This window comes from Bacillus sp. CHD6a (assembly GCF_001293645.1).
In the GTDB taxonomy this organism is placed as follows: Bacteria; Bacillota; Bacilli; order Bacillales; family Bacillaceae_I; genus Sutcliffiella_A.
The window spans coordinates 20,095-42,118 of the sequence record NZ_LBMD01000034.1 but is presented as its reverse complement, the minus strand read 5'-3'; the positions used below and the strand labels follow the sequence as shown (position 1 = coordinate 42,118).

29 protein-coding genes and 1 pseudogene are annotated in these 22,024 nt (G+C 39.4%); 2 read left to right on the top strand and 28 right to left on the bottom strand.

Annotated elements, in window-relative coordinates:
* Nucleotides 1–48 precede the first annotated feature (48 nt).
* The 11 genes from AAV98_RS18395 to AAV98_RS18345 form a co-directional block, all read right to left on the bottom strand.
* Nucleotides 49–1,338, bottom strand: a complete 1,290-nt coding sequence (locus tag AAV98_RS18395) for a DUF2268 domain-containing protein (RefSeq protein ID WP_060666968.1) — start codon at nucleotides 1,336–1,338, stop codon at nucleotides 49–51.
* Nucleotides 1,339–1,481: 143 nt separating this feature from the next.
* Nucleotides 1,482–2,057 carry a DUF4256 domain-containing protein gene (locus tag AAV98_RS18390; protein ID WP_060666967.1) on the bottom strand — a complete coding sequence of 192 codons (576 nt, stop codon included), beginning with the start codon at nucleotides 2,055–2,057 and terminating at the stop codon, nucleotides 1,482–1,484.
* Nucleotides 2,058–2,122: 65 nt separating this feature from the next.
* Nucleotides 2,123–2,542, bottom strand: coding sequence for a VOC family protein (locus AAV98_RS18385; RefSeq protein ID WP_060666966.1), 420 nt, complete (start codon nucleotides 2,540–2,542; stop codon nucleotides 2,123–2,125).
* Between the two features lie 14 nt (nucleotides 2,543–2,556).
* Complete coding sequence (locus tag AAV98_RS18380) at nucleotides 2,557–3,033, bottom strand: GyrI-like domain-containing protein (protein ID WP_082380954.1); 477 nt, start codon at nucleotides 3,031–3,033, stop codon at nucleotides 2,557–2,559.
* 181 nt (nucleotides 3,034–3,214) lie between these two features.
* Nucleotides 3,215–3,703, bottom strand: a complete 489-nt coding sequence (locus tag AAV98_RS18375; RefSeq protein ID WP_060666965.1) for a hypothetical protein — start codon at nucleotides 3,701–3,703, stop codon at nucleotides 3,215–3,217.
* A gap of 126 nt (nucleotides 3,704–3,829) precedes the next feature.
* Entirely contained in the window at nucleotides 3,830–4,279 is a 450-nt protein-coding gene (locus tag AAV98_RS18370; RefSeq protein WP_060666964.1) for a hypothetical protein, read from the bottom strand.
* A 6-nt stretch (nucleotides 4,280–4,285) separates the two neighbouring features.
* Complete coding sequence (locus AAV98_RS18365; protein WP_060666963.1) at nucleotides 4,286–4,678, bottom strand: nucleoside 2-deoxyribosyltransferase; 393 nt, start codon at nucleotides 4,676–4,678, stop codon at nucleotides 4,286–4,288.
* On the bottom strand, nucleotides 4,671–5,132 hold the full coding sequence (locus AAV98_RS18360; protein ID WP_060666962.1) for an NUDIX domain-containing protein: 462 nt from the start codon (nucleotides 5,130–5,132) through the stop codon (nucleotides 4,671–4,673). The genes AAV98_RS18365 and AAV98_RS18360 overlap by 8 nt, the downstream gene beginning before the upstream one ends.
* 20 nt (nucleotides 5,133–5,152) lie before the next feature.
* Nucleotides 5,153–5,437: an NUDIX domain-containing protein gene (locus AAV98_RS18355; protein ID WP_082380953.1), complete on the bottom strand. Its 285-nt coding sequence runs from the start codon at nucleotides 5,435–5,437 to the stop codon at nucleotides 5,153–5,155.
* A 290-nt stretch (nucleotides 5,438–5,727) separates the two neighbouring features.
* Nucleotides 5,728–6,375 (bottom strand): 2OG-Fe(II) oxygenase, encoded by a 648-nt coding sequence (locus tag AAV98_RS18350; protein ID WP_060666971.1) that lies wholly within the window; start codon nucleotides 6,373–6,375, stop codon nucleotides 5,728–5,730.
* 172 nt (nucleotides 6,376–6,547) lie between these two features.
* A complete protein-coding gene (locus AAV98_RS18345; RefSeq protein ID WP_060666961.1) occupies nucleotides 6,548–7,087 on the bottom strand; it encodes a GNAT family N-acetyltransferase in 540 nt (179 codons plus the stop codon).
* Between the two features lie 460 nt (nucleotides 7,088–7,547).
* Between AAV98_RS18345 and AAV98_RS18340 the strand changes: the two genes are divergently transcribed.
* Nucleotides 7,548–8,195: a C40 family peptidase gene (locus AAV98_RS18340; RefSeq protein ID WP_060666960.1), complete on the top strand. Its 648-nt coding sequence runs from the start codon at nucleotides 7,548–7,550 to the stop codon at nucleotides 8,193–8,195.
* A gap of 262 nt (nucleotides 8,196–8,457) precedes the next feature.
* Here AAV98_RS18340 and AAV98_RS18335 read toward each other — a convergent pair whose 3' ends face one another.
* The 11 genes and pseudogenes from AAV98_RS18335 to AAV98_RS18280 form a co-directional block, all read right to left on the bottom strand.
* Nucleotides 8,458–8,658: a hypothetical protein gene (locus tag AAV98_RS18335; RefSeq protein ID WP_156317855.1), complete on the bottom strand. Its 201-nt coding sequence runs from the start codon at nucleotides 8,656–8,658 to the stop codon at nucleotides 8,458–8,460.
* 16 nt (nucleotides 8,659–8,674) lie between these two features.
* The gene (locus AAV98_RS18330) at nucleotides 8,675–9,130 is read right to left on the bottom strand and encodes an ASCH domain-containing protein (protein ID WP_060666958.1); all 456 of its coding nucleotides are present in this window, start codon (nucleotides 9,128–9,130) and stop codon (nucleotides 8,675–8,677) included.
* Entirely contained in the window at nucleotides 9,099–9,878 is a 780-nt protein-coding gene (locus AAV98_RS18325) for a phosphotransferase family protein (protein ID WP_060666957.1), read from the bottom strand. The genes AAV98_RS18330 and AAV98_RS18325 overlap by 32 nt, the downstream gene beginning before the upstream one ends.
* A 15-nt stretch (nucleotides 9,879–9,893) precedes the next feature.
* Nucleotides 9,894–10,679, bottom strand: coding sequence for a phosphotransferase family protein (locus AAV98_RS18320; RefSeq protein ID WP_060666956.1), 786 nt, complete (start codon nucleotides 10,677–10,679; stop codon nucleotides 9,894–9,896).
* Nucleotides 10,680–10,689: 10 nt separating this feature from the next.
* A complete protein-coding gene (locus AAV98_RS18315) occupies nucleotides 10,690–11,115 on the bottom strand; it encodes an NUDIX hydrolase (RefSeq protein WP_060666955.1) in 426 nt (141 codons plus the stop codon).
* A complete protein-coding gene (locus AAV98_RS18310; protein WP_197284330.1) occupies nucleotides 11,115–11,636 on the bottom strand; it encodes a GNAT family N-acetyltransferase in 522 nt (173 codons plus the stop codon). Before AAV98_RS18310 ends, AAV98_RS18315 begins: the two co-directional genes overlap by 1 nt.
* Before the next feature lie 298 nt (nucleotides 11,637–11,934).
* Nucleotides 11,935–12,489: pseudogene (locus AAV98_RS18305) on the bottom strand (histidine phosphatase family protein).
* A 12-nt stretch (nucleotides 12,490–12,501) separates the two neighbouring features.
* Nucleotides 12,502–13,716 (bottom strand): MFS transporter, encoded by a 1,215-nt coding sequence (locus tag AAV98_RS18300; RefSeq protein ID WP_060666954.1) that lies wholly within the window; start codon nucleotides 13,714–13,716, stop codon nucleotides 12,502–12,504.
* Between the two features lie 204 nt (nucleotides 13,717–13,920).
* Nucleotides 13,921–14,199 (bottom strand): hypothetical protein, encoded by a 279-nt coding sequence (locus AAV98_RS18295; RefSeq protein ID WP_060666953.1) that lies wholly within the window; start codon nucleotides 14,197–14,199, stop codon nucleotides 13,921–13,923.
* Between the two features lie 21 nt (nucleotides 14,200–14,220).
* Nucleotides 14,221–14,475, bottom strand: a complete 255-nt coding sequence (locus tag AAV98_RS18290; protein ID WP_060666952.1) for a hypothetical protein — start codon at nucleotides 14,473–14,475, stop codon at nucleotides 14,221–14,223.
* A 309-nt stretch (nucleotides 14,476–14,784) separates the two neighbouring features.
* On the bottom strand, nucleotides 14,785–15,063 hold the full coding sequence (locus tag AAV98_RS18280; protein ID WP_060666950.1) for a hypothetical protein: 279 nt from the start codon (nucleotides 15,061–15,063) through the stop codon (nucleotides 14,785–14,787).
* Between the two features lie 222 nt (nucleotides 15,064–15,285).
* Here AAV98_RS18280 and AAV98_RS18275 point away from each other — a divergent pair, with 222 nt between their 5' ends.
* Nucleotides 15,286–15,855, top strand: coding sequence for an MEDS domain-containing protein (locus AAV98_RS18275; protein WP_060666949.1), 570 nt, complete (start codon nucleotides 15,286–15,288; stop codon nucleotides 15,853–15,855).
* Nucleotides 15,856–15,898: 43 nt separating this feature from the next.
* On the opposite strand, the gene AAV98_RS18270 is transcribed toward AAV98_RS18275, so the two are convergent.
* The 6 genes from AAV98_RS18270 to AAV98_RS18245 form a co-directional block, all read right to left on the bottom strand.
* Nucleotides 15,899–16,621, bottom strand: coding sequence for a D-Ala-D-Ala carboxypeptidase family metallohydrolase (locus AAV98_RS18270; RefSeq protein WP_060666948.1), 723 nt, complete (start codon nucleotides 16,619–16,621; stop codon nucleotides 15,899–15,901).
* A gap of 328 nt (nucleotides 16,622–16,949) precedes the next feature.
* Nucleotides 16,950–17,420, bottom strand: coding sequence for a FixH family protein (locus AAV98_RS18265; RefSeq protein WP_060666947.1), 471 nt, complete (start codon nucleotides 17,418–17,420; stop codon nucleotides 16,950–16,952).
* Between the two features lie 19 nt (nucleotides 17,421–17,439).
* Complete coding sequence (locus AAV98_RS18260) at nucleotides 17,440–18,819, bottom strand: PepSY-associated TM helix domain-containing protein (RefSeq protein ID WP_060666946.1); 1,380 nt, start codon at nucleotides 18,817–18,819, stop codon at nucleotides 17,440–17,442.
* Between the two features lie 73 nt (nucleotides 18,820–18,892).
* Nucleotides 18,893–20,278, bottom strand: coding sequence for a sensor histidine kinase (locus AAV98_RS18255; RefSeq protein WP_060666945.1), 1,386 nt, complete (start codon nucleotides 20,276–20,278; stop codon nucleotides 18,893–18,895).
* Entirely contained in the window at nucleotides 20,275–20,958 is a 684-nt protein-coding gene (locus AAV98_RS18250) for a response regulator transcription factor (protein WP_060666944.1), read from the bottom strand. Before AAV98_RS18250 ends, AAV98_RS18255 begins: the two co-directional genes overlap by 4 nt.
* The gene (locus tag AAV98_RS18245; protein ID WP_060666943.1) at nucleotides 20,955–21,932 is read right to left on the bottom strand and encodes a YncE family protein; all 978 of its coding nucleotides are present in this window, start codon (nucleotides 21,930–21,932) and stop codon (nucleotides 20,955–20,957) included. Before AAV98_RS18245 ends, AAV98_RS18250 begins: the two co-directional genes overlap by 4 nt.
* Nucleotides 21,933–22,024 lie beyond the last annotated feature (92 nt).

Genomic DNA, 22,024 nt, shown 5'->3' with positions numbered 1-22,024 from the left:
TTTTAGGGGGTAGAGAACAGCTCTATACCCCCTAGCTCTGTCTTCTGTCTACTCTCCCGCTCCAAATTCACTTAACTCCAAAATCTCATCCGCTCTCATCTCCGTCCATTCCTCTAGAGTAACCTCGGGATTCCCCTCCAAAAAATCTTCCATAATCCGATAACCAATTCTGTAATTAGACCATTTAGGAATCCCCGAAGAAGGGTGACCCATATGAAGCATGGTCAAATTTCCCATGTCATAAGAGCCTTTGTTTTCTTCAATAAAGCTCCAAACAATATTAGTTGATTCAGGACTTAAAGGTTCAATCCATGCAACATCATAGTCCGGGTACACCATTTTTCCAAAAGTGTCTGCCTTCCCCTCCATGATTACCCTGTCTAAGAGATGGTGCTTCCGAAAGGACCAGTCGGAAACTTCCATGGTTACTACATGATGGAATTCGTGTGCAATAGTTTGTTTAATGCTTTTTTCCGTATATTTCCTCGGATCAATTTGCAGGACCATGACATCCTTATCTGCCGCAAATGCCAAAACTCCTCCCATCTCTAAGTAATTAAAATCCGGGCTGTGTGGCTGAAGGTAGATTCTGACCTTTTCTGTACCGGTCAGTAAAGCGGTGGAGTCTTCTAACCCTTCTTTTATTAATCTACTAATCTCCTCATACTGCTCATCCAGCTGTATTATCATTTCTTTCATTATATCCGTATTGACTGGAGCAACGTAGAACGGATCTTCCTCACCGTAATATTCATGTCCATATAGCTCTTTACTAAAAGGTTTAACGACATAGGTTGAAAACAGACCCTCCCGATTACCTTGTGTCCCTTCAAGTTCATCTATAAAATCTAAGTAAGGTTGATGATAAGGAATAATTTCAAAGGTTTGACCATTAATGCTATATGTTTCCACCGTTCCATGTTCTAGTGTCACTTTTTCCTGAACGTCATTTATCACAGCTTCTGTTGCGATCCCACTCCCCTGAAAATCCTCAAACACTAGACTCGTATCAATCTCACCAAACCTAATCTTTATATTTTGGTTCTCTGTAAAATAATGAACCGCTTTGCTCTCTCCTCTATCATTTTCAAAAATAAGACTAGCTAGTTCATAGTTGTGCCAAGGTTTATCTGTACCGAAATTTCGTGGACTGTTATTAATGGCATGAATGATTTCTTCGATGCGTTCTTTCTCCTCAATAACAGCGACACCTTCATTTGGCATTTTAATTGTTAGTTTAGAATAATCTCCATTTATTACTTTATGATTATAAAACCAGAGAACGAAAAGTAGCGGTATACTTACTACTATTAATATCTTGCTGACTATTGTTTTCAATAAATATGTAATGCCTCCTTACTTCTTGTTGTGTATTCTTTTTTTCTATATACGAGTTGAAAATGAAAAAGTTTCCAATTTATTATAAAAAAATAAAAGACGCAAAAGATTTGTACCTTGCACGTCTTTTAAAATTTCATTTTTTATACCCTTAGCAACCCACGAAATCCCCTTGCACCATAATAAGAATCAGCTCCATTGTGATACACGAAAACGTGATTAAAGCGACGATCGCAGAATAATGCACCGCCAAGCTTTCTAATTTCCTCGGGTGTTTGCACCCAGCTGGATGTCTTTAAATCGAATTCACCAAGCTTTTGTAATTCTCTATATTGTTCTTCTGTTAACATTTCGATTCCCATATCATTTGTCATGTCCATTGCGCTATTTTCTGGCTTAAACTTCTTTCTTGCTTCAAGTGCTTCTCGATCGTAACAAACACTCCTGCGCCCCTTTGGACTTTCTTTTGAGCAATCGCAAAATAGGTACTCATCTGTTTCTTTATCATAATTGATGACATCAGGCTCTCCTGAGGTACGTTCCATTTCGGAGAGGGGCCAAAGCTTTTCCGCATTACTTTCCAGCTTCGCTTGTACTTGATCCCATTCGAGCTCCTCATGACGATGCAAGTTTTTCTCAAACCGCTTCTTTAAAACGGATATTAATTCATCCATTTGTTCTGATGATAGACTCTTTTCACTAGTAGTATTATTAGTCATATGAGTTCACTCCTCTATATAAGTTGGTCAATACATTCTACCGTTAGAAAACATGTCTTGAACCATTATCGTTGCTTTAAGTATTTTTCTTTAAACTTTACACTCAGCTCGCTCCACACATCAAACTTATTCCCATTAAGATCTTCAAACACAAAATTTCTTCCGGCATGCCCTCTGTTTTCTATTTCACCTACCTTGATTCCTTGCTTAACAAAATCATGTTGTATATTCTCTAATGCGCTCAAACCATCTACTTCAAATGTTAAAGAGAAGCGCACCTGCCCGTTTGCATCCGTAAAATTCGAAGTTTGCCCTTCCTCTGCTTTTACAAGAAACATACTTTGGTCTGCAAGGTTGATGATCGCTTTGTCCTGATCCTGATAACTCAATTCCGCTCCTAACTTACTTATATACCAATTGGCAGAAGCTTCAACATCTGCAACTGGGATATACGTTGTTCCCACTCTCCATAATCTCTCTGTCATTTCAGCGGCCTCCTTTATTCAATGGTATCTAATAAATCAACTACTATATGATTAGGGTCTCCCCATGATTCAAAGATTTCCAGATGCCATTTGTTTTTAAGTCGTTTGTACCCCTGCTCTGCCGCCCAGCTATGTAACTCGTCATACGCATTGAAAATGCCAGAGGTAGGTCCCTCATACTTTGTTGCTGCATACCTTTGTGCAGGAATTGTCAGCGTGACCATCCCATCAGGTGTATCTTCAAACTCTTCCACTTCAACTGCCACCCAATACCCGTCTTCCTCTTGTGAAAGGGTATCTACAAGGAAAGCCCCAAACTGAATATCTTTATTCTTCACGTTCTTAATTTCAGACAAGCGTGATTCAAGTAGCTTTGAAGCGTTAGGTATTTTAACTGGATAGTCTTTCCCTGCGCATAATACCCGGAACCCTGTTAGTTTTAATAGATTCAGATCTTTGATAACGGGTTCTTTCATCTTTTTCCCTTTCAATAAAAGTCACTCCTTACCAGTATTATTATTCTGATTATTTCAAATACTATCTGTAAATTCAATCCATTTTTGTATTTAGTGATAAAACCTAGGGAAGAATTTGCAACCTGTATACTGCTGTGTTGCTAACAAAAGAAAAACTTGAAAGTAGAGACAATAACTCCACTCTACCTTCAAGCTTTTACAGTTGGTCTAAGATAGCAAATTTCAAAACGGTCAACAGTATTCCTGCAGCGATTAAATTACGCCAGTTTACAACAATCCTACCATTTTTGGGTTGTACAACACCCAATGCTATGAGATTCCAAAACCATTTACTATCCGTCCATCTTTTCTTCACTGGGATAATACCAGCTTCTTGAGCCTCCCGTTTTCTGTTTTCGTTACGTGCCCAAAGGAGGATTATGACAATATCGAGTATGGATGCCATAATTAGAATTGGTGCAGCAATGTGATTTGGCACATCCCATAATAGCTCTTTATTTGCTTTTTCTTCATTCTTCTTCTCCGTATGCGCCATCCCTTCTTGAAAGGATGGTACGATATCATTTTTGCTTCCTCCACCGGAAATATCTGCAGACGAAGAAAAAAAGATAAGCGTCACCATTAAAAACAAATATCCACCGAAAAAATAGAATAAAAATTTACTGGAATTAAGCTTAGCTTCCAACCATATCTCCTCTTTTCGTATGTTAGGATTTATCTTTATATCCTTATTTTACTAAATAAGAGGTGGTGGGTTAGTTAGAAGATGTGACGTATTTATGGAAATAAATAGAATGAGAGATTACGCTTTTTACCTGCCCACTCCTCGGTCGTATTGGAAAGCTCCGATGACTAAAATAGTGAAGAGAAACATAGGTGTAAGGTATACAAGGATAATTTCGAAGAATATAAAAACATCAAGAAAAATTTCGTATCTTATCATAAGGGCACTTATAACTAAAACAGCCAAAATGATCAGCGGTAACAGGACATGATTAATTTCCGGAGCCACTTTAAAGAAAATAAATCCAGATACCACTAGTAGAAATAGAGTAGATATTAGTAAGGATATTACCCATAGAAATGTGATGATATTCCAATTAAACTCATTCCCTCTCGCTAAAGCCGTTATCCAAGTCGCCAAAAAAAGAGCAACGGTGAATAGATTAATATAGCCGATTTTTTTTTGACCTATTAGGAATAACATGACGGGGCTTGCGATAATACAGAGTATAACAACAACTATAATAAAATCTTGCAAATTGGTTCACTCCTTTTCTAGACTTACTCTCTCCAACAGATCTTCAACAGTCCCCACAATCTTCTCTACGTTGTCTAGATGATAAAAAGTGCTGGTCGTTTCAACGTTATTTATATCATCATTCTGTGAATACAAAAATATTTTCTTACCTTGACCAAGGGCAATCCCAAATTCTATATGACTGCCTTTTCCCCCAGGCAATAAGACAATCAGAAAGTCCGCCTCTAACACCGCAATAAGTTCCTTCTCGCCTATTTCTTTTAGCTCTTTCAAAGTAGCGGCGCGCTCATTTTTAGTCCAATCATAGGTATGGATGAAGCCTTTATCTTTGAGACGTTTACTCACTTCTCGTACTTTTTCTATATTGCCCAAGCTTGATGCTATGTAAAATTTATGCATATCTCTCACACATTTTTTTAAATACCCTTTCTGGATAGGGCAACGCGAGTTTTGGGATATTGTCTTCTTCAAAATATTTTAATTTCTCCGACTCTCCATCCACCGATTCCAAGGTACCACTGATTATTTTGCATTCATATACTGTTACTTGATATTCTACTTGATCACCATTTGCGTAGGCGTGTCGAAATTCCTTTCCTCCAAAAACACCAATTATATTTATTGGTTCTACCTCGAGCCCTGTCTCTTCCCGGACTTCTCTAACTACCGCTTCCGCTGGCGACTCTCCAGGCTCAATCGCACCAGCTGGCAGACTCCAGTCATCACTGTTCCTAGGATATTGAAACAAAATTTCCGACTTATCGTTTCTGATGACTGCGGCAACACTCGGGAGAAGCAAAAGGTCGGTCCCCACTTTTTGACGTAACTTACGATAGTAATCTGATATAGGCATTCCTTTTCATCCCCTTATCTTCATTTAACGATCGGGAGGCTCTTTTTTGTCAGAAGGTCATCCATGATAACTAGATGCTCGAGTTGTTCTAAGTGGAGACCGGTTTCCTCTTGGACTTCTCTTCGTGCAGTTTCACGTATATTTTCTCCAAGTTCCATGAAACCTCCTGGCAGCCCCCATTGTGCATTATCTGAACGTTGTTGTAATAGCAGCTTTCCTTCTTCATCAAAAACAAAGGCTCCCGCAACCACCATAATTACTTTTTCGTTGCCTACCATTGATCTTAGGTGAGTGATGTAATCCATTTCGTATCAGTCCTTTTCTGTTTATTTATATGACGTATAGGATGGGGGATAAGTTTACGAGGTGTGTGTCGAATTTTCTGAGAGTTTGTCGAACGGCTCGTAAATCCTTGAACTGGAAAATAAGTTGCGAGATTTGGCTCGTATATTTCCGTAACGGAAAATAAAGTGTCTGTTTCGGAAAATAAAACTCGTGTAATGGAAAATAACGCTTCAAGGAAGCCCCATTTTCCCTACAATCCTCCCAAAAATGCAAATAACGCTAACCTCCCAAGAGATTAGCGTTCCCAATTCTAGTATTTCTTCCTTCTCATCCACTGCGTGGCCGCCCATTTATCCCCAACCACCACAGGAGAGCCTCCATGTAACGTCAACTCATTCAATTCTTGATCGTCATAAAAATACTCAAAATAAACGGCCATTCCCTTTTGAGGAGAAACAGAGAATGTGAGCTTAGGAAAATACGTTTCTCCGCCTTCTTCCACATCATTCAAGTACATGACAAGCGTACTGATTCGGGGATTGCTTACCGGCTTGTTTGAAGACTTGAAGAAATCAAAATGTGCCTTGTATTCCTGTCCTACTTGATAGTTCAGGATTTGTAAACCTTCCCCATGTTCCACAGGTACATTCATAATCTGCGAAACTCTTTTTTCAATCCTAGCCACCAGCTCATTTTCGCCTTCTTGGAAAAAAGTACTGCTGCTTGTCCTAATAGCATCCACTTCCATACCATTAGCAACTTTCGAACGTTTCATCTTATCCTTGGACAATTGAATCAGTGCATCACATTCCTCATCGCTGAGTACATTTGCAAGCACCACAATCAGCGGCTCTTCCATACGTGCAATGATCGCAATCTCTCTATCTTCTGTTTTTATTTTATTGCCAACATGAGGGAAAATAGTCTGTTCCTTAACAGTTAAATCTTTTGTATCCATCGCCAACTAACATCAACCTCTTTTATCGTGTTATTAATATTCTGAAAAAATAACCTGAACCTGTGCAACGATAGTCAACTGTATTGTATTTGCGTGCATTTCCCCCTGTTAACAGAAATTAAATCAAATTGATTTGAGATTATTTTACACTGTCACATGTATATTTGCTATCCTAATTTTTGTTCATTATATCGGAATTTTTATCTTTAATCACCATTTCGTAGTATGGTTCTTCTTGATTGGTATCATCAAACCATTGGAGTCCTTTGAATTCAAACCCTATCTTCTCCAATATCCTCAGTGAGCTTTTGTTTGTTGGATCAGCAGAAGCAAATAAGCAAAGGGCAGAATTATTAGACTTCGCCACATCTACACATGCCGAACCGGCTTCAGACGCATACCCCCTTCCCCAGTAAGATTTTGCAAAATGATAAATCAATTCCACTTTTTCTAAGGAATCCTTAACATTAAAGCCTGCTGTTCCGATGACAATCCCTGAAACCTTTTCTACAACCGCGTAAACAGATAGTCCTTTTTCTTCCTGGCACCTTGCATAGTATTCTATTACTTTAGGGAGCATCTCATGAGGAGTGGCACCTGCACAGAGTCCCATTACCTCTTCATCTCCCCAGATTCTTTCAAGGTATTTAACATCTTCAGGTTCAAAGACCCTTAAAATTAATCGTTCAGATTCAAAAATATACTTATTCATGTTAATAATCACTTCCTCTTTTTTTAATAAATAGTATATACTACCGTAAACTTTACAATGGCATAGAACTTTTGTATGACAGTTTGATTTAAATTATGAGGAGATGAAAACATTGGTAATAATTATTGCTTTATTTTTATTAATAGTTGGTGTCTTCGTAGTATACTATTTACCTAAAATATCAAAAGGAATCCATAAAACAAGTAAACAGAACGAGATAATTATTAAACAAAACGAAGTAGTTATTAAGCTATTAAAAAATCATCATAACGAATGAGGCTGGTTGTCTAATCTGAATATGGAATATGAGGACAAAGGTGTAGAATCAGCATAAAATAGTAGTAAATATTACATTCCGCCCCATAAAGTGTTATCCCTATGTAACTTCTTTAACACCTCGCTGTCATCTCCGCCTGTTAATATTGGACAGGTCAGATTACATAGATAAGGGGATGATAGTTTGAAACGTTTAACAGCAGGGTTAGCATTAGCAGGTGTATTGGCGTTCAATCCGGTGATAGGTCATGCAGAGCTTGGAGATCAAACGCTCAAACCTGAAATGGATCATGAAGATGTAAAAGAACTACAACAAGTTTTGGACGATAAAGGATATTTTAGTTATTCAGAAACCACTACATATTATGGTGAATATACAACAGAAGCAGTGAAGAAATTCCAAGCTGATAATGGTATTGAAGTAAATGGAGTAACTGGAGAAGAAACATTCGAAGCGTTAGGTATTGAAAGTAATCAATCAAACATTGTCGAAGTGGCGAAGAAATATGAGGGCACGCCTTACCAATGGGGTGGGGAAACACCAGAAGAAGGCTTTGATTGCAGTGGTTACTTAAACTATATCTTTGCTGAAGCAGAAAACAAAGACCTTCCAAGAACGGTGAAGGACATTTATGCAGAAGGATCGAAAGTAGAGTCACCGGCTGTCGGTGATATTGTATTTTTTGATATTGAAGGAAACGGGCCGAGTCATGCAGGACTCTATATCGGTGATAATCAATTTATCCACGCATCTTCCACAGAAGGTGTTACAACAAGTGACATCGGAAGTTCCTACTGGAAGGACAAATATATTGGTGCGAAAAATTACTAACAAAAAAACACACGAGTGCTATCGAAGCCATTGAAAAACTGATAACCTAAAGTTCATATTGATTCCTAGCTGTTGATTGGAGCAAAAGGCGAAGACTCCTGAGGGAGATAGCGCTAGGTGGAGACCCCGCAGGCGTAGGAGGCTCACGTCAGCCCCTAGGAAGCGAAGCCATTTGCGCAAATCAACAGCGGTGTCTATAAAAATACTAAAATCAAGACTTTTTCAGTGGCCACGTCCTATCTCGTGTGTTTTTTCTTTTATTTTACTTCACTAAATAAACCACTAATTCCTCATACCAAATCCCATCTTGTTCATAATGATTTAAGAAGAAAGCATCGAACGAATATGTGTCATTCTCAAAATGAATGCTGTTTGATTTTTCAATGGCCATCATAAGTCCGCTTAAATCAGATGTGTGCGTTTCATAGATTAGCTCACCGTCGCAGTAATATTTAACATCCATGTAAACACCCCATTTCTTATCTTTTGACATCCACCAATGCAAACCGTTCACAAACCAACATCATATCCTCAGAAAATTCCCTCCCGATTTCACGCAGCTCTTTTGTAAAAAAGCGCTCATGTGCGTCCCACCAGTATTTGTATGTACGGTCTCCTTCTCCCTCTGAAATTGCGAATTCTTCTGGCACTTCGTTCATTGGCATGATCTGAACATCCACCGTCTTAATGATGGCAACCGGATCGTCTTTACTGTTCAGAATAACACTATAATCTTCCGTTGTTGGCAGAGGTTCATTTTCCACTTCATAAAAGACGTGACCAGAACAAGTCGCTGTTTTCACCCCATCTATCACTAACTGTGCCAGATAGTCCGGACTGCCTCCGAACTGCCAAGCTGTTACTCTTTCTGGCTTATCTGGCTTATCTTGATTTTCCCAATATTTATTCCAGTATTCTAAAGTTGCTTGATTCATGATTATGCTCCTCCATAAATAAGTATTTCATTAATCTATCCGGATCTTCTGTGGCGACATTTTCAGAAAGCCTTGCTGCTGCGATGACCGGTGCCCATTCCAATATTTCATTTTGACTCCAGCCGCTTTTCTCACAATATAGTTTCAAATATAATTCAGCGATATCCCTTGAAATCTGGGAATAAAGTATGTATGTACGACAAACGTCTGCCCGTGGATTACCTGCACTGGCATCTACCCAATCAATGATGAAAACTTCTTCATCTGATTTTATTAAATTATAGAGGTGGAAGTCTCCGTGGCAGAGCCTGTTTTCCACGGTCATAGACTCCAATTTCTTTAACAATGACGTTTTTACTTGCTTATCCAATCCTTCAACTGCTTCTATTTGACGCTGAAGTTTGATCCGCATAGGTTCCAACGATTCAGCAACCACCGTATGAACCTCCATCTGAATATCAACCGACATTTCCAGCAAAGACTCTACATGATCCATGTTCTCTTTCACGAGTTCACCTAGCGTTTTCCCTTCTACATATTCCATGATGATTGCCTGTTTTCCGTCTACTTTTGTGACTTCGAGTATTTTAGGAACCCTCAGACCACTTTCAAAGGCAACCCTTTGTTTACGAGCTTCATATTCAGATGCGGTCTTGGGAAGATGATCCTTAAAAATTTTAATGATTTTATTTTTATAAAGATATATATTGGCAGTGTTGCCAGATGCAATTGGGTCCCTTAGGTTCATTACACACTCCCCCTGTTAAAAAAATTCATAAAGGTTGATGAAATATTCATAATCCTCTTTAGTCAACATGCTTCCTCCATACCCTTCAAAAAAACATAACTTATCCCCTTCCCACTCAAAGATGTGTGGTTTCGGCCTGATAGTTAGAGATACATCGTACCTTGGGTCGCCAAATGCTCCGCCGCTCCAGTCAATGATTCCTGTTACCTCGCCATTATGTACTAAAACATTATCAATTGTTAAGTCGCCATGGATTAGGGTTTGTTTCGTTTTACCAGGTCGGTTTTCCTTAATTTGTTCCAACAAGTCTTCTGAACCATCCACCTCGTAGTTTTGTAGATTGTATACTGCTTGAATCAGCATATCATCCAACCAAATTCCCTCGTATTTTAAGGAGTTGGGGCACGGGGTAGCATGGATTTCAGATACGACTTTGCCAAAGTTCATTAACAGCTCTTCCCGCTTCCCTTTATGATGAGTTTTGGTTAGAGCAGCCCTAACCGTTTCTCCTTCTAGAAACTCTAATAAAGCCCAAGATTGTCCTTCCACCTCAATAAATTGTTCCACTTTCGGAACAGGCAGGGAGGTTTCCTGATTCAAGCTCCGTAATACCATTATCTCTTTTTTTAACCACGCATTGAATAGTGGTTTTTTGGTCCGTTTTAGAGCATATTTACCAATGTCACTTTGAATGATGCCAACATCAGATGTATACCCTTGGCGGGGGAAGGTGAAAGTATGAATTTTTTTTACATGTTCTTTTATTTCAATTGGAACTTCTTTAAGTAGAATTGGTTTCATCGTAATCACTCTAATTAAATTCAATGTAAAAAGGTGTCATTTCTTCCTTTAAACAATAGTCAATCCGCTCTCTAAAATTCTTATAAGTCACCATCTCCAATGCCTGCTCCACTGGATAGAAACCAACTTCCAAACTCTCCGGTGAAGTGGTAGGTGTACCGCCAACTGCTCTTGCCAAAAATAGCGTATTACATATGGAGTCACTGACATTTTGGAAAACTCCACAAAATTTCACGATTTCCACGTCGATTCCCGACTCTTCCTTCGTTTCCCTAATGGCAGCATCCTTTAGTGATTCTCCCTCTTCCACTTGTCCGCCGGGCATCTCCCATCCACGGTGTGGACCCTTTATTAACAAGACTTCATTCTTGTCATTTAAAACAACTGTCGCTGCCGAAATGATGTGTTTTGGTGTCACTCTTTCTGTTTGTACCATTATTTATTCCCCCTGTTATATCTATACTGAATCAACTGACTTTCTATCCCCATGTATACTTCAGACCCAATTCTACTAATCTCCATGAATTCTAGTTTCTCTAGCATTTTTCTTGGGCGCGTGTTGGCTTTATGCGTTTCTACATCAAAATGTTCAATGCCAAACTCTTCGGTTGCATAGTTCATTAATTGCTTCAAAGCTTCCGTACCGACTCCATGTCCCCATACTTTGCTGTCCCCTATTGCGATGCCAAGCTCGGCGCTATTAGCTTTGATGTATGCCAGATCTGCATATCCAATTAACCTTGATTCATATAGGATTCCTAATCTTAAAAAGGTTTGGGACGGGTTCTGTACACAATTGTCCCACCATGAAGAAAGTTCATCCTCGTTTCTACCAATTGCCCATCCATTCGCAAGGCAGAACGCATTATCTTTGCTCCATTTTACTACTACAGGGAAATCTTCAATTAGAAGGGCTCTTAGTGTAATAGGCTGATACTTGGTTCCGGTAGGCTTCACTGATTACACACCCTCTCGGTTGATTTATTGATAAATCCCTAGATTTCTTGATATATCCTAAATTTTATTGATATATTTTCGAGAATTATTGATATATTGCCAGATTTCTTGATATATTGCCCTGACACTCTGCTCCCTCTCAGGTTGAGGTAGGCTCCTTCCGATTAAAGGCTATTTTCACTAATTACTTGCACTAACCACGCTGCAAGCCTGTATGTAAAAAGACGATTGGTTCTCCATCTCCAAAAACTTCAGTATGTAATAACATATATCCCCCACACCTTCTTCATTCTACTGTTTAATTCCACAACCGCCTTACCCTAACCAACACATCTCCATCAAAAGTTAGCTTGTAAATATCTGGCATGTCCAAACTATTCCAAAATGAGAAATCATACTGTTTGTCAAAATAGTTCATGATTAGTACCATGATGTTTCCATGCGTTCCGATCGCTATATTCTTTCCTTCGTACTTTTTAAGTAGATGATGAATGACCTTCACACCCCTAGCCTGTGCCTCCAAATTAGATTCTCCGCCTTTCCATGCAAAGTTCGGTTCCTACCAGACTTTTGTGATGGCAGCTGTGAAATCTGTAGCAGGCTTAGCTGTCAACTTGCGTTCTTTCATGTCCTCAAAGATCTCAATCTCCAGATTATAGTGTTTCGCCACGCCTTCCACTGTTTGAACAGCTCTTTTATAAGGACTGGAAACTACCACATCAATATTGTCAGGTTGAATGAAAGCTAGTATTTTCTCAGCATCTCTGTAACCTTTTTCTGATAAGGGCCGCTCCCATTCATCAGGTGTGTAAATGGAATCAGCATGCCTAATAAAATACAAATTAGTCAACATATCTCCCCCTTATTAAACGGAAATCTCTTCGCTAAAATAACTTGCTTTCGACGGTCTTAAAATAGTAAGTAATAAACCTAATGCAAAAAGGGTAGATACAGCTGAAAATATCAAGCATACAAGTTGTAAAGTGAACACTTCAGCTGCAAATCCCAGGAGCAAGGTAAGTACTATTTGTACGATACCTTGGAACATTTCTGTTAAACTCGCGAATCTTCCCATGATGTCAACAGGGACAGTGTTCTGGAAAAATGTCGCGTACCCTGCATTGGCAAATGCCATAAAGAAACCGAGGAAAACAAAGGCAGCGGTAGCGGTTAAAAAGTTATAAGATGCATAGAAGGCTAAATATCCCACTGAGGTTAAAAACATGCCGACTCCCAAATAAACCTTTAATGGCACTTTTTTTGCGACGAGTGCCGACACAAACGCACCGCCCAAGGCCCCGAGTCCAGTTAGACTAACAATTAATCCATAATCACGGTCGGACAATTCTAGGACTTGTTTGATAAAAGTCACCTCTTGCGAATCCAAAGCAAATCCGAGTAGCATAGCAGATTGAAACAAGAGATAGACGGTTATGAAAAATCTGGCTTTCTTGGAGAAATCCTTAACTACAATCCAATCTCTCAACAGCGTAGCAAAACGGATAGGTTCCCGCACGCTTTCCATCTTTTCATCCACATCCGGCAGCAAGAAAATGAAGAATGCACATACTAAAAACGTTACAGCATTGATTATGATACAAATGTCTGTACTCACATACAGGATTAAGAATCCGGCAATAGCCGGTCCCAAAAGGAATGCCCCAGAACTTGTCATGCTCATGAATGAGTTAAATCTTTTACGTTCGGTGATTGGAATAAGTTTCGTTATGTAGACAGAAGAACTCGGACCAAAAAATGCCCCGACCATATTGATCATTAATAAAATAAAGTAGATAGTCCAAAGGGAATCAATGAATGGAATGAGGAACACCAATCCCCCACGAGCAACATCCACCCAGATCATCAGCTTCCTTTTGTTCACCCTATCAATGACACTTCCAGCCCACGTATTGGTTAATAAAATCGCGATAGGCCTGATTATGTATAATCCCGCAACCGCCGCTGCAGAACCAGTCATAGTTAAAATGGATATATTTAGTGCGATTAAGTAAATCCAACTCCCCAAATAAGATATACCGATTCCGGAAATCAATAAGACGGGGTACTTCCAAGAAGACATGCGATCACCCTTTTCTAATAATCACTCAAAATAAAAACATCGGAGGTCCCCCGATGCGTATGTCTCTCATTTTACAAGGGATAGCCTCTGAAAAAGACGTAGGTACTTAGAGCCGTGTGGGGAGTTGAGTGCAGCAAGAGAAGAATACCAATTAGAGAGAGTAGTATGATTAGATTCTTTTTCATAAATGAAATTCCCCAGTTATTAAACTGCCGTCCGTGAAGTTAACTTTAATATTAATCTTGTAATATTTATTATGCTCATTAGTAATGTGGATAGCCCTGCAATAAAGAATCCAATCGCATAAACTGGGATGTTGACTTCTAATACTTTATCGTTAATTTCCAATCCTAGGAAATACACTCCAATACCTCCTCCATCAACATTTGATCCGTATGACCAAAGTTGGAGACCTTTTGAAATAAATAAAATCGTGAAAATGACCAGTAAGATAGAGACTACCCAACGGATTTTTAGATTCAATTGTAATTCCTCCCCTATTCCCTACTTATTTTGTTTATCAGAGTCTGCACTTCTCTCATTGCCTCTTTTGAAATTTCCTGTTATTTTTGCCATTATCAATTGTTTCGCTTTATCACCCTCGGCAGCTTCCATCCTCTCAAGAAATTTATTCGCTTCTTTTCCTTTTAGAATTTTCACTTGGCGGTTTTCATAATCAAGGAAAACGGTATTGTCCTTGGAGACGCGGTAGCTGAAAGGTGATCCATCCAAACGGTTTCTTTTATCTATATTGCTCATTTTTTTGTCCTTCCTCGGACCAACATTTTGTTAAATGTCCGAAGTTTTCGTGATTTTGACCGAAGTTTTTTGAAAGTTGACCGAACATTTTTGAAATTTGACCGAAGATTCGGGAAAATTGACCGAACCAATTTTTCAAATGACCGAACATACTAATATATTGACCGAAGGCCCCAAAATAATTGTCCAAACCACCTTCTAAAACGTAGCCGAAATGTCCGAAGCTGCCTCTAAAATGTCCAAACCATTTTTTAAAGGAGAATTTGGGCTAGAATTGGTGCAATTATTAATAAAAAAGATTAAATCCCCCTACAGGTTCTCCCCCGTCACCTTCTTATACACCCCAGCACCTACCATCCCAACTCCGATCAAAAACAAAACCGGAAACATTAACCACATAACTGCCACTCCGGCAAATCCATCTCCTGCATTTACTGCAACTAGCATTGCAACAATCCAGCTGAAAAATGGCGCAATGGAAAGCATGGTAATAAGTCCCCAGATGATTAACACCTTATTATGATATTTCCGACTTAGAAAGACACCCAACCCAATAGACAATACCAATACAATCACGATAAATGGCATCTCAACAACTCCCTCTATATTTATGTTCACAGCCTCTCTATTTTTAAATGAATCCAACCTATATATATTCCATAAAGTGGTTGATTTTTCCTGCTATTGGGGAATAGATTTATCTATCCTCTACCCATCGCTATTCCCTATGATTTCTAGTAGTATAGTAAGTAGTAAGTAGTAAGTAGTAAGTAGTAAGTAGTAAGAAAAAAGATATAAAGGGGTGATTACTTGAAAAACAGAATGAACGATCTGTTTAAAGAGCACAGAAATATCCATGTTCTTTATTCCTATGAAGGACGAGAAGAATACTTGAAGAAGTTAGTAGATTTTGTTCAATCTGGGGTAGCTGCGGGAGATTATGTCATTGTTATTGAAAATCAACGGATTTATCCCATGCTAAAACAGAAGCTGAGAACTTGCTTATCAGAAGAGCAAATGACGTTAGTTCAATGGGTGAACAATTTTGATTTCTATTTTTCTAGTGGAAGTTACCATCCCCCGGCCATCTATAATTACTTCGTAAGTAGTGTTCAGCATTTAGTAGATAAAAAGCTTCCGTTCCGCTCATGGGCACATGTAGAGTGGGCAACTATGGACGGTCCTTTGCATATCGTGGAAGACCTTGAGCGTATTGTGGATGATGCCGTCCATCAGCTTGATTTTCCTTTGGTGTGTGCTTATGAAGGAGCTAAAATGCCGGATTATCTAAGAAATATATTATTAGAAACACACCCCTATATACTAGTGGAAGATAAATTGGTTGAATCAGATTTCTACAAACCTACTATAAAAGGCTGAGAAAAGGGGGCTTACCGAAATGATAAGCCCCCCTTTTTATTACTTATTCCCACCACCAAGACTGCGTGCCATAAGGATACTCGACTCGGCTATCCATATGTGTAAAGCTGCCTTCGCTGTAGATTCCGCTGAATCCTGAGCTTTTTGCCGCATTTCGAACAGTAGTAGTACTCACACCAGATACGCTGATGTCTGCCGCAATCCCATACGTATGTTGGCTATTGGATGCTCCTCCTACATTGCGATTGTGAGAGATGCTTCTAAAGCCGGAGTTAACATTCATTGAACGGTTTCCAATTTTTACTCGGACTGCCTCAAGTTTGTACATCATTCGACGCACGTTCTCTTTTACAGTAGCAGCCGATACATTCCCTCCGTTAAATCCGCTTCCGTCTTTAGAATAAAATTCAGTGTAATTGAAGTGTTTCGTTCCATTTGGCGATTCCAACTCATTTAACTTGGCTTGCGTCTGTGGTCCGACTACCCCATCTGCCGTCAATCCATATGCACGTTGGAAACGTATGACCGCAGCTTTTGTTCCTGCTCCAAACTGTCCATCTACACTTACAACTGTTTGTTGAGGTGAATCCGCTGCCCAACCCGCTACACGAATCTGTAACTCCTGCACATCCGAACCACTAGAACCTTCACTTAAAGTTCTTGTCCAGTTATATGCCGAAGCCTCTTCTGCCGTTACCAAGGACAAAATCAACCCAAACATTAAAGTAAAGCTGAACGCCAACATCTTCTGATACACTTTTACCATCTTTCCATCTCTCCCAATCACAATAGTTTTTTGAATGATTTGTTCAAATAAAACTGAAGCTGCGACAACGATTGATTGCTAGAATTAGAGATTATAAAAAGTATGTATGAAGTCCTCCTTTACTCTATTTTTTGAATACTGGCATTTACATTCGGTATTCTATTAACATAGTAAAGTATTTCAAATAAAAAAAATTCATTTATTCCTATAAGAATGGAAAATTTTTCGCGCATCTGTCGTTTTTCAAGTACCTTGGTAAAATGAAAGGGACAGGTACCGCGACTCACATAATAATATGTGGGTCGACGTGCCTGTCCCTTCGATACTCTTAATGATGATGATCATGATCTCCATGATCTTCATGTTCTTCCTCTTCCACTTCACTTGCCAAGATAGCGTCAATTTCTTCTTGACTCAGATCCCCTACTACCATTTGCTTGGTAGGCATCACATGCATGTCACGAGCGGTCACATGGGATTGTACTCGGTACACTCCTTTATCTTCAAAGGAATGATTCACTTCGTAAACCCCATCACCAACATGTTCCGCATCCAGTAGGACACTGTTTTCTTTTCCTTTTTCTACATTCCAAATCTCAAATTGCACTTCTTTTGCATCTTCCACTTTTTCATCACCTTGCGTTACTAAGGTTTTAACTGCAACTTCCTCTTGTGCTTGCACATTTTCCGGAAGTTCCATTTGAACCTCTACAATTTCCAGTGATGTTTCTTCTTCCGGTGCACTTGTACACCCGACCAACAATAATAAAAACGGAACAACAAACCATAATTTCTTCATTATAAACAAGACACCTTTCTTACCCTAACCAGGCTTTTAGACGTTTTATTCTAACAAATACAAGCTTATCTAATAAAAGTATCACAATAATAGAGATTCCAACCAACGGCATGACCAGTCCTAGAAGCAGCATAATAATGGTAACAGCCCTTTTTATCTTGATATCCACGTGTCGACCTGGTGCACCTGAACTGTTTTCCGGTTTCCTTTTTCGCCACATAATCAGGGAGCTTACCATCATTCCAATAAGTCCGATACATAGTAAAAGGCCTATCAGTTGGTTAGCAAAGTCGAATAATTTTCCTTCGTGGAGGGCGATTCCAAGCGTAATTGCTTTCCCCATCCATCCATAATCCGCATACCTGACATCTGTCAGTACCGCTCCACTATATTGATCCACATGCAACGTAGCATTATCAAAGGGCTTGGAGTGGGAAGTAGAAATGGTAAACACTCCCGTTTCCCCTTGAGGCATGGAGATGGAATATGGCTTTTGAACATCTTTCATCTCTGCAATTCCTGCTGCATCATTTAGAGTTAATGGGACATATTGATTATTTTCCGAAGCAGGAACGGGCACATTCTCAGTAGCCCATGGTACATCTTCTGCAACATCCTTTGTCACCGTAACAGATTCTGGCTTCGGTCCAAAGCTAAAAGAGAAAGCGGGATATCCGGTATTCGTCGCTGTTGCCAACCGATTAATTTGTTCTCCCATGACACCTGACCATGGTAGACCTGTCAAAATTAAGACTAAAAGTCCAATAGACAGCCAGAATGCTGGTACTGCATGCATGTCACGCCAGAACACACGGCCTTTGCTTCTTAATCTTGGAAGAATGGTTCCCCAAATGGAGGCACGGTTGCGAGGCCACCAAATATAGAGTCCTGTTAGTATAAGAATAATGGCCCAGCAAGCCGCAAGCTCCACAATACGGTTCGCTACAGTCCCTCCTATAAGCAATTCACTGTGCAATTTCACAAAGATCGTCATCCATTCTTTCTCAACAGGAAGATCTCCCAATACCTTACCGGAATAGGGATCTACAAAAACACTGACAGGTTGCCCATCTTGTATGGTAGAAAACTTAGTTGTACGATCTTCTTCATCCAAAATGGACACTCTGCTAATGGAAGCATCAGGATATTCTTCGCGAACTTTTTCAGCTTGTGCATTTACAGAAAAGGTTGTCGCTTTTGTTTCTTCCACATAATAAAGATCCTGATACAAATAGGATTCAATCTGAGGTTTAAATAAGTAAACGGCACCACTAAATGCCAGGATGATTAAAAAAGGAGCAAAAATAATTCCAGCATAAAAATGCCATCTCCACATGGTTTGATAGAGGCCATTTCTGGTCTGGTTTTTGCTTTTATCTTGATGTTCAGTATTCTCCATAAGCATACTCCTTCAAATTTTCTTCGTATGCTTATATTCTGACGGGCAAATGTGAAGAAAGAATGAAGGAGGATTAAAAAAGGAACAATGGAATTTCTACTGTGGCAACGGTGCCTTTCCCAAGTTGTGAGTCCATCTTAATGTTTCCTTCATGCTTGCTGACAATCTGTTGCACGATGGAAAGCCCCAATCCTGTTCCACCGCTTTTCCTAGTCCGGGCTTTATCTACTCGGTAAAACCTATCAAAAATATATGGAAGGTCCTCTTTAGGAATCCCTATGCCTTCATCTTCGATTTTCAGGACTCCCATCGTTTTTCCTTCTTGGACTGAGATACGGATCGTTTTCTTATTGGAAGTGAATTTTATTGCATTGCTTAAAAGGTTTTCCATTACTTGATCGAGTCTCCGATAATCGCCATCTACGACTACCCCTTCATCCAGTTGGACTTCTGTAGCAAGATTCTTGTCATCAAGCTTTAAACGCAAACGGTCCAGCACCTCTTTAACCAGTTCGGCAAGGATGACCGGTTCTTTGTTCATCGGATACGAGTCTCCCTCAAGTTGAGCAAGATCTAACAGATCATGAACAAGGCGCTCCATTCTATCCGTTTCTTTCTTTATAGTTTCTGCAAACTTTTCAGTGGGAATCAAACCTTCTTCCAATGCTTCACTGTATCCTTTAAGGTAGCTGATTGGCGTCCTTAACTCGTGGGATACATTGCCTAAGAATTCACGTCTGTTCCTGTCGACTTCATCAAGATTAGATGACATCTTATTAATGGACCTGCCAAGGCTTGCAATCTCGTCATCGCCTTTTATGGATAATTTTTTAGAAAAATCCCCTTGGGCAATGTCTTTTGCTACTTTCTCCATCTGCTTAATAGGACGAACAATTCTATTGGTCATCTTCGTTCCAACATACGTAAGAAGTAGAATCAGTATAATCATTCCAATCAATAGTAAGTTTCTTATTGGTTGAAAAGCCTCGGTAATTGCTGTTAGAGGCATATATAGGAAAATAACAGCTTCCAGTCTGTCATCTATTCTTAACGGAATAACAACTGCACGAATTTCCTGTTCTAACGCTGTATGGTATTTCGTAAAGGTCAAGGTTTCTCCCTTCATCAATTCCTGCCTTTCACCAAAAGTAATAAGGTTCTCTTCTGCAAACGAATCAAAAGGAGCCCCACTAGCAAGCAGCATAGGATCATCTGAGAAGATGATAGAAGTTTCTGAACTGATCTCCAACCACTCCAGACGATCTAGAAATGTCTTCCGACTCTCTTTATCGTATACCTGTTCCAGAGATTGACCTTGCCTCATCAACATATCCGTCTGCTTTTCAATATATAATGTTTGATAAAGATAGTAGGAGACTCCCCCCACAAGGATGATAGTCAATAAAGAGACAGATAAGATGGTTAACCAGATTTTATTACGAATGGATAAAGTCTTCATGCATCTTCTCCATCAAATTTATAACCAATGCCCCATACTGTTTTAATTTTTGCTCCTGCATCTTTAAGCTTAAATCTCAACGTCTTCACGTGAGTATCCACTGTACGGAATGAGCCCTTTTCAGTATCTAGCCCCCAAATGACATCATGCAGCTGTTCTCTTGAAAATACCTTCCCTTCATGCTCCATTAAAAACAGTAAGAGGTCATATTCTCTTCTTGCAAGGTTCACCCGTTCCCCTCCTAAAAGCACTTGCCGAGCGCTTTTCTGAACGGTTATTTCGGAATGGGAAACCACATCAAAGAATGCTTGATTGGAGCGGCGAAGCAATGCCTCCACCCTGGCTAAAAGTTCTTTAGGACTGAATGGCTTCATAACATAATCATCCGCCCCAAGCTTCAAGCCTCTAACCTTATCCCATTCATCACTTTTAGCTGTCAGCATCAAGATAGGAATCATGTATTTTTCACGGATTTTTTTACAGGCAGTAAAGCCGTCCATAACGGGCATCATTACATCCAGGATGATGAGATCTACCTCGTAATCGTAAAGCAAATCAAGCGCCTCTTCTCCATTTTCCGCATGAAGTACTTGATAGTTTTCCTTCTGAAGGTACATGTCTAGCATTTCCCTCATATCCGCTTCATCGTCCACCACCAATACTTGAAAGGCATCTCTCATCTTTCCTCGCCTCCTTTAAATAAAAGATAGGGACCATTTGTAATGGCATATTTATTTACAACATCTAAACTATTTTGATCTAGTACAAGTATCTCATCTCCATCTAGACTTGAAACATACAAGTGGATTCCATCAGCAATCATATAGCTTGGGTTATCCCCAACAGGTATTTTCTTTTCTACCTCATAGGTGTCTGCGTTAAATTTGGTGAGGCTGTGGTCCCCATGACTAAGAACATATATGGAGGAATTTTCGTTAACCTGTGCAATTTGAATGGGCATCAGTCCGGTTGTCACAGCTTTTACTTCCTTGCCTGTTTCCGGGTCATAGGCGAATACATTTTCATTCATTTCACCTGTAGCTCCATGGCCGCCTGTCCATATATACCTTCCATCGAAGTGCAACCCTTCCGGCCTCTCATTCACTGGAAAAGAGTTCGTTATTTTGTTCGTAGAAGTGTCCATCACATACACTTCCCCGCTTCCCGCAGCAAGTACAAATAAACGCTTTCCGTGATGCACCATTTTTGAAGGATACTCTCCCACACTTACTTCGTTAATAATTTTTTTCTTTTCCGCATTTATCACTTGTATGTGATCGGTCTTACCATTTGACGTGTAAAGAAGACCATTATCTTGATCATATGTTAATTCCAGAATTCCTTCGTCTATATCCATGTATGGAGAAATTTTATCTTCATTAGTATTTATTTCATAAAGGCTTTCTTCTTCCTTGACAGAAGCCACATATATTCCTGATTTTATTTCCACAATCGAGGAAAAACGTATTGGCAAATTTACTTTCTCTTCACTTCCTGTTGATAAATCTAGTGCAGTTATAGCATTTTCTTTTAAATGGCTGATGTATAGGACGGAATCTTCGTTTTTTATTTTCGGCAATGCAATATCCGTGCTTGTACACCCTGATAACATCAGTATCATGATAAAGGAAATTATGATAAAAGGATTTCTCAACCGTAACACTCCTAAACAGAAATATTAACCTTTATTTTACTTCAAAAATGTGAATAAAGTGTGAGTAAAGAAAAAGATGATTCCGTTTATTA

Excerpts from the sequence above, each read along its gene's own strand:
- AAV98_RS18270 (WP_060666948.1), bottom strand. The coding sequence starts at position 16,621 with ATGGTAAAAGTGTATCAGAAGATGTTGGCGTTCAGCTTTACTTTAATG.
- AAV98_RS18320 (WP_060666956.1), bottom strand. The coding sequence starts at position 10,679 with ATGAAACCAATTCTACTTAAAGAAGTTCCAATTGAAATAAAAGAACAT.
- AAV98_RS18260 (WP_060666946.1), bottom strand. The coding sequence starts at position 18,819 with ATGGAGAATACTGAACATCAAGATAAAAGCAAAAACCAGACCAGAAAT.
- AAV98_RS18345 (WP_060666961.1), bottom strand. The coding sequence starts at position 7,087 with ATGAATAAGTATATTTTTGAATCTGAACGATTAATTTTAAGGGTCTTT.
- AAV98_RS18385 (WP_060666966.1), bottom strand. The coding sequence starts at position 2,542 with ATGACAGAGAGATTATGGAGAGTGGGAACAACGTATATCCCAGTTGCA.
- AAV98_RS18350 (WP_060666971.1), bottom strand. The coding sequence starts at position 6,375 with ATGGATACAAAAGATTTAACTGTTAAGGAACAGACTATTTTCCCTCAT.
- AAV98_RS18250 (WP_060666944.1), bottom strand. The coding sequence starts at position 20,958 with ATGAGAGATGCCTTTCAAGTATTGGTGGTGGACGATGAAGCGGATATG.
- AAV98_RS18335 (WP_156317855.1), bottom strand. The coding sequence starts at position 8,658 with ATGGATGTTAAATATTACTGCGACGGTGAGCTAATCTATGAAACGCAC.
- AAV98_RS18265 (WP_060666947.1), bottom strand. The coding sequence starts at position 17,420 with ATGAAGAAATTATGGTTTGTTGTTCCGTTTTTATTATTGTTGGTCGGG.
- AAV98_RS18315 (WP_060666955.1), bottom strand. The coding sequence starts at position 11,115 with ATGGTACAAACAGAAAGAGTGACACCAAAACACATCATTTCGGCAGCG.
- AAV98_RS18390 (WP_060666967.1), bottom strand. The coding sequence starts at position 2,057 with ATGACTAATAATACTACTAGTGAAAAGAGTCTATCATCAGAACAAATG.
- AAV98_RS18280 (WP_060666950.1), bottom strand. The coding sequence starts at position 15,063 with ATGCCATTTATCGTGATTGTATTGGTATTGTCTATTGGGTTGGGTGTC.
- AAV98_RS18300 (WP_060666954.1), bottom strand. The coding sequence starts at position 13,716 with ATGTCTTCTTGGAAGTACCCCGTCTTATTGATTTCCGGAATCGGTATA.
- AAV98_RS18330 (WP_060666958.1), bottom strand. The coding sequence starts at position 9,130 with ATGAATCAAGCAACTTTAGAATACTGGAATAAATATTGGGAAAATCAA.
- AAV98_RS18290 (WP_060666952.1), bottom strand. The coding sequence starts at position 14,475 with ATGAGCAATATAGATAAAAGAAACCGTTTGGATGGATCACCTTTCAGC.
- AAV98_RS18355 (WP_082380953.1), bottom strand. The coding sequence starts at position 5,437 with ATGGATTACATCACTCACCTAAGATCAATGGTAGGCAACGAAAAAGTA.
- AAV98_RS18360 (WP_060666962.1), bottom strand. The coding sequence starts at position 5,132 with ATGCCTATATCAGATTACTATCGTAAGTTACGTCAAAAAGTGGGGACC.
- AAV98_RS18255 (WP_060666945.1), bottom strand. The coding sequence starts at position 20,278 with ATGAAGACTTTATCCATTCGTAATAAAATCTGGTTAACCATCTTATCT.
- AAV98_RS18325 (WP_060666957.1), bottom strand. The coding sequence starts at position 9,878 with ATGAACCTAAGGGACCCAATTGCATCTGGCAACACTGCCAATATATAT.
- AAV98_RS18365 (WP_060666963.1), bottom strand. The coding sequence starts at position 4,678 with ATGCATAAATTTTACATAGCATCAAGCTTGGGCAATATAGAAAAAGTA.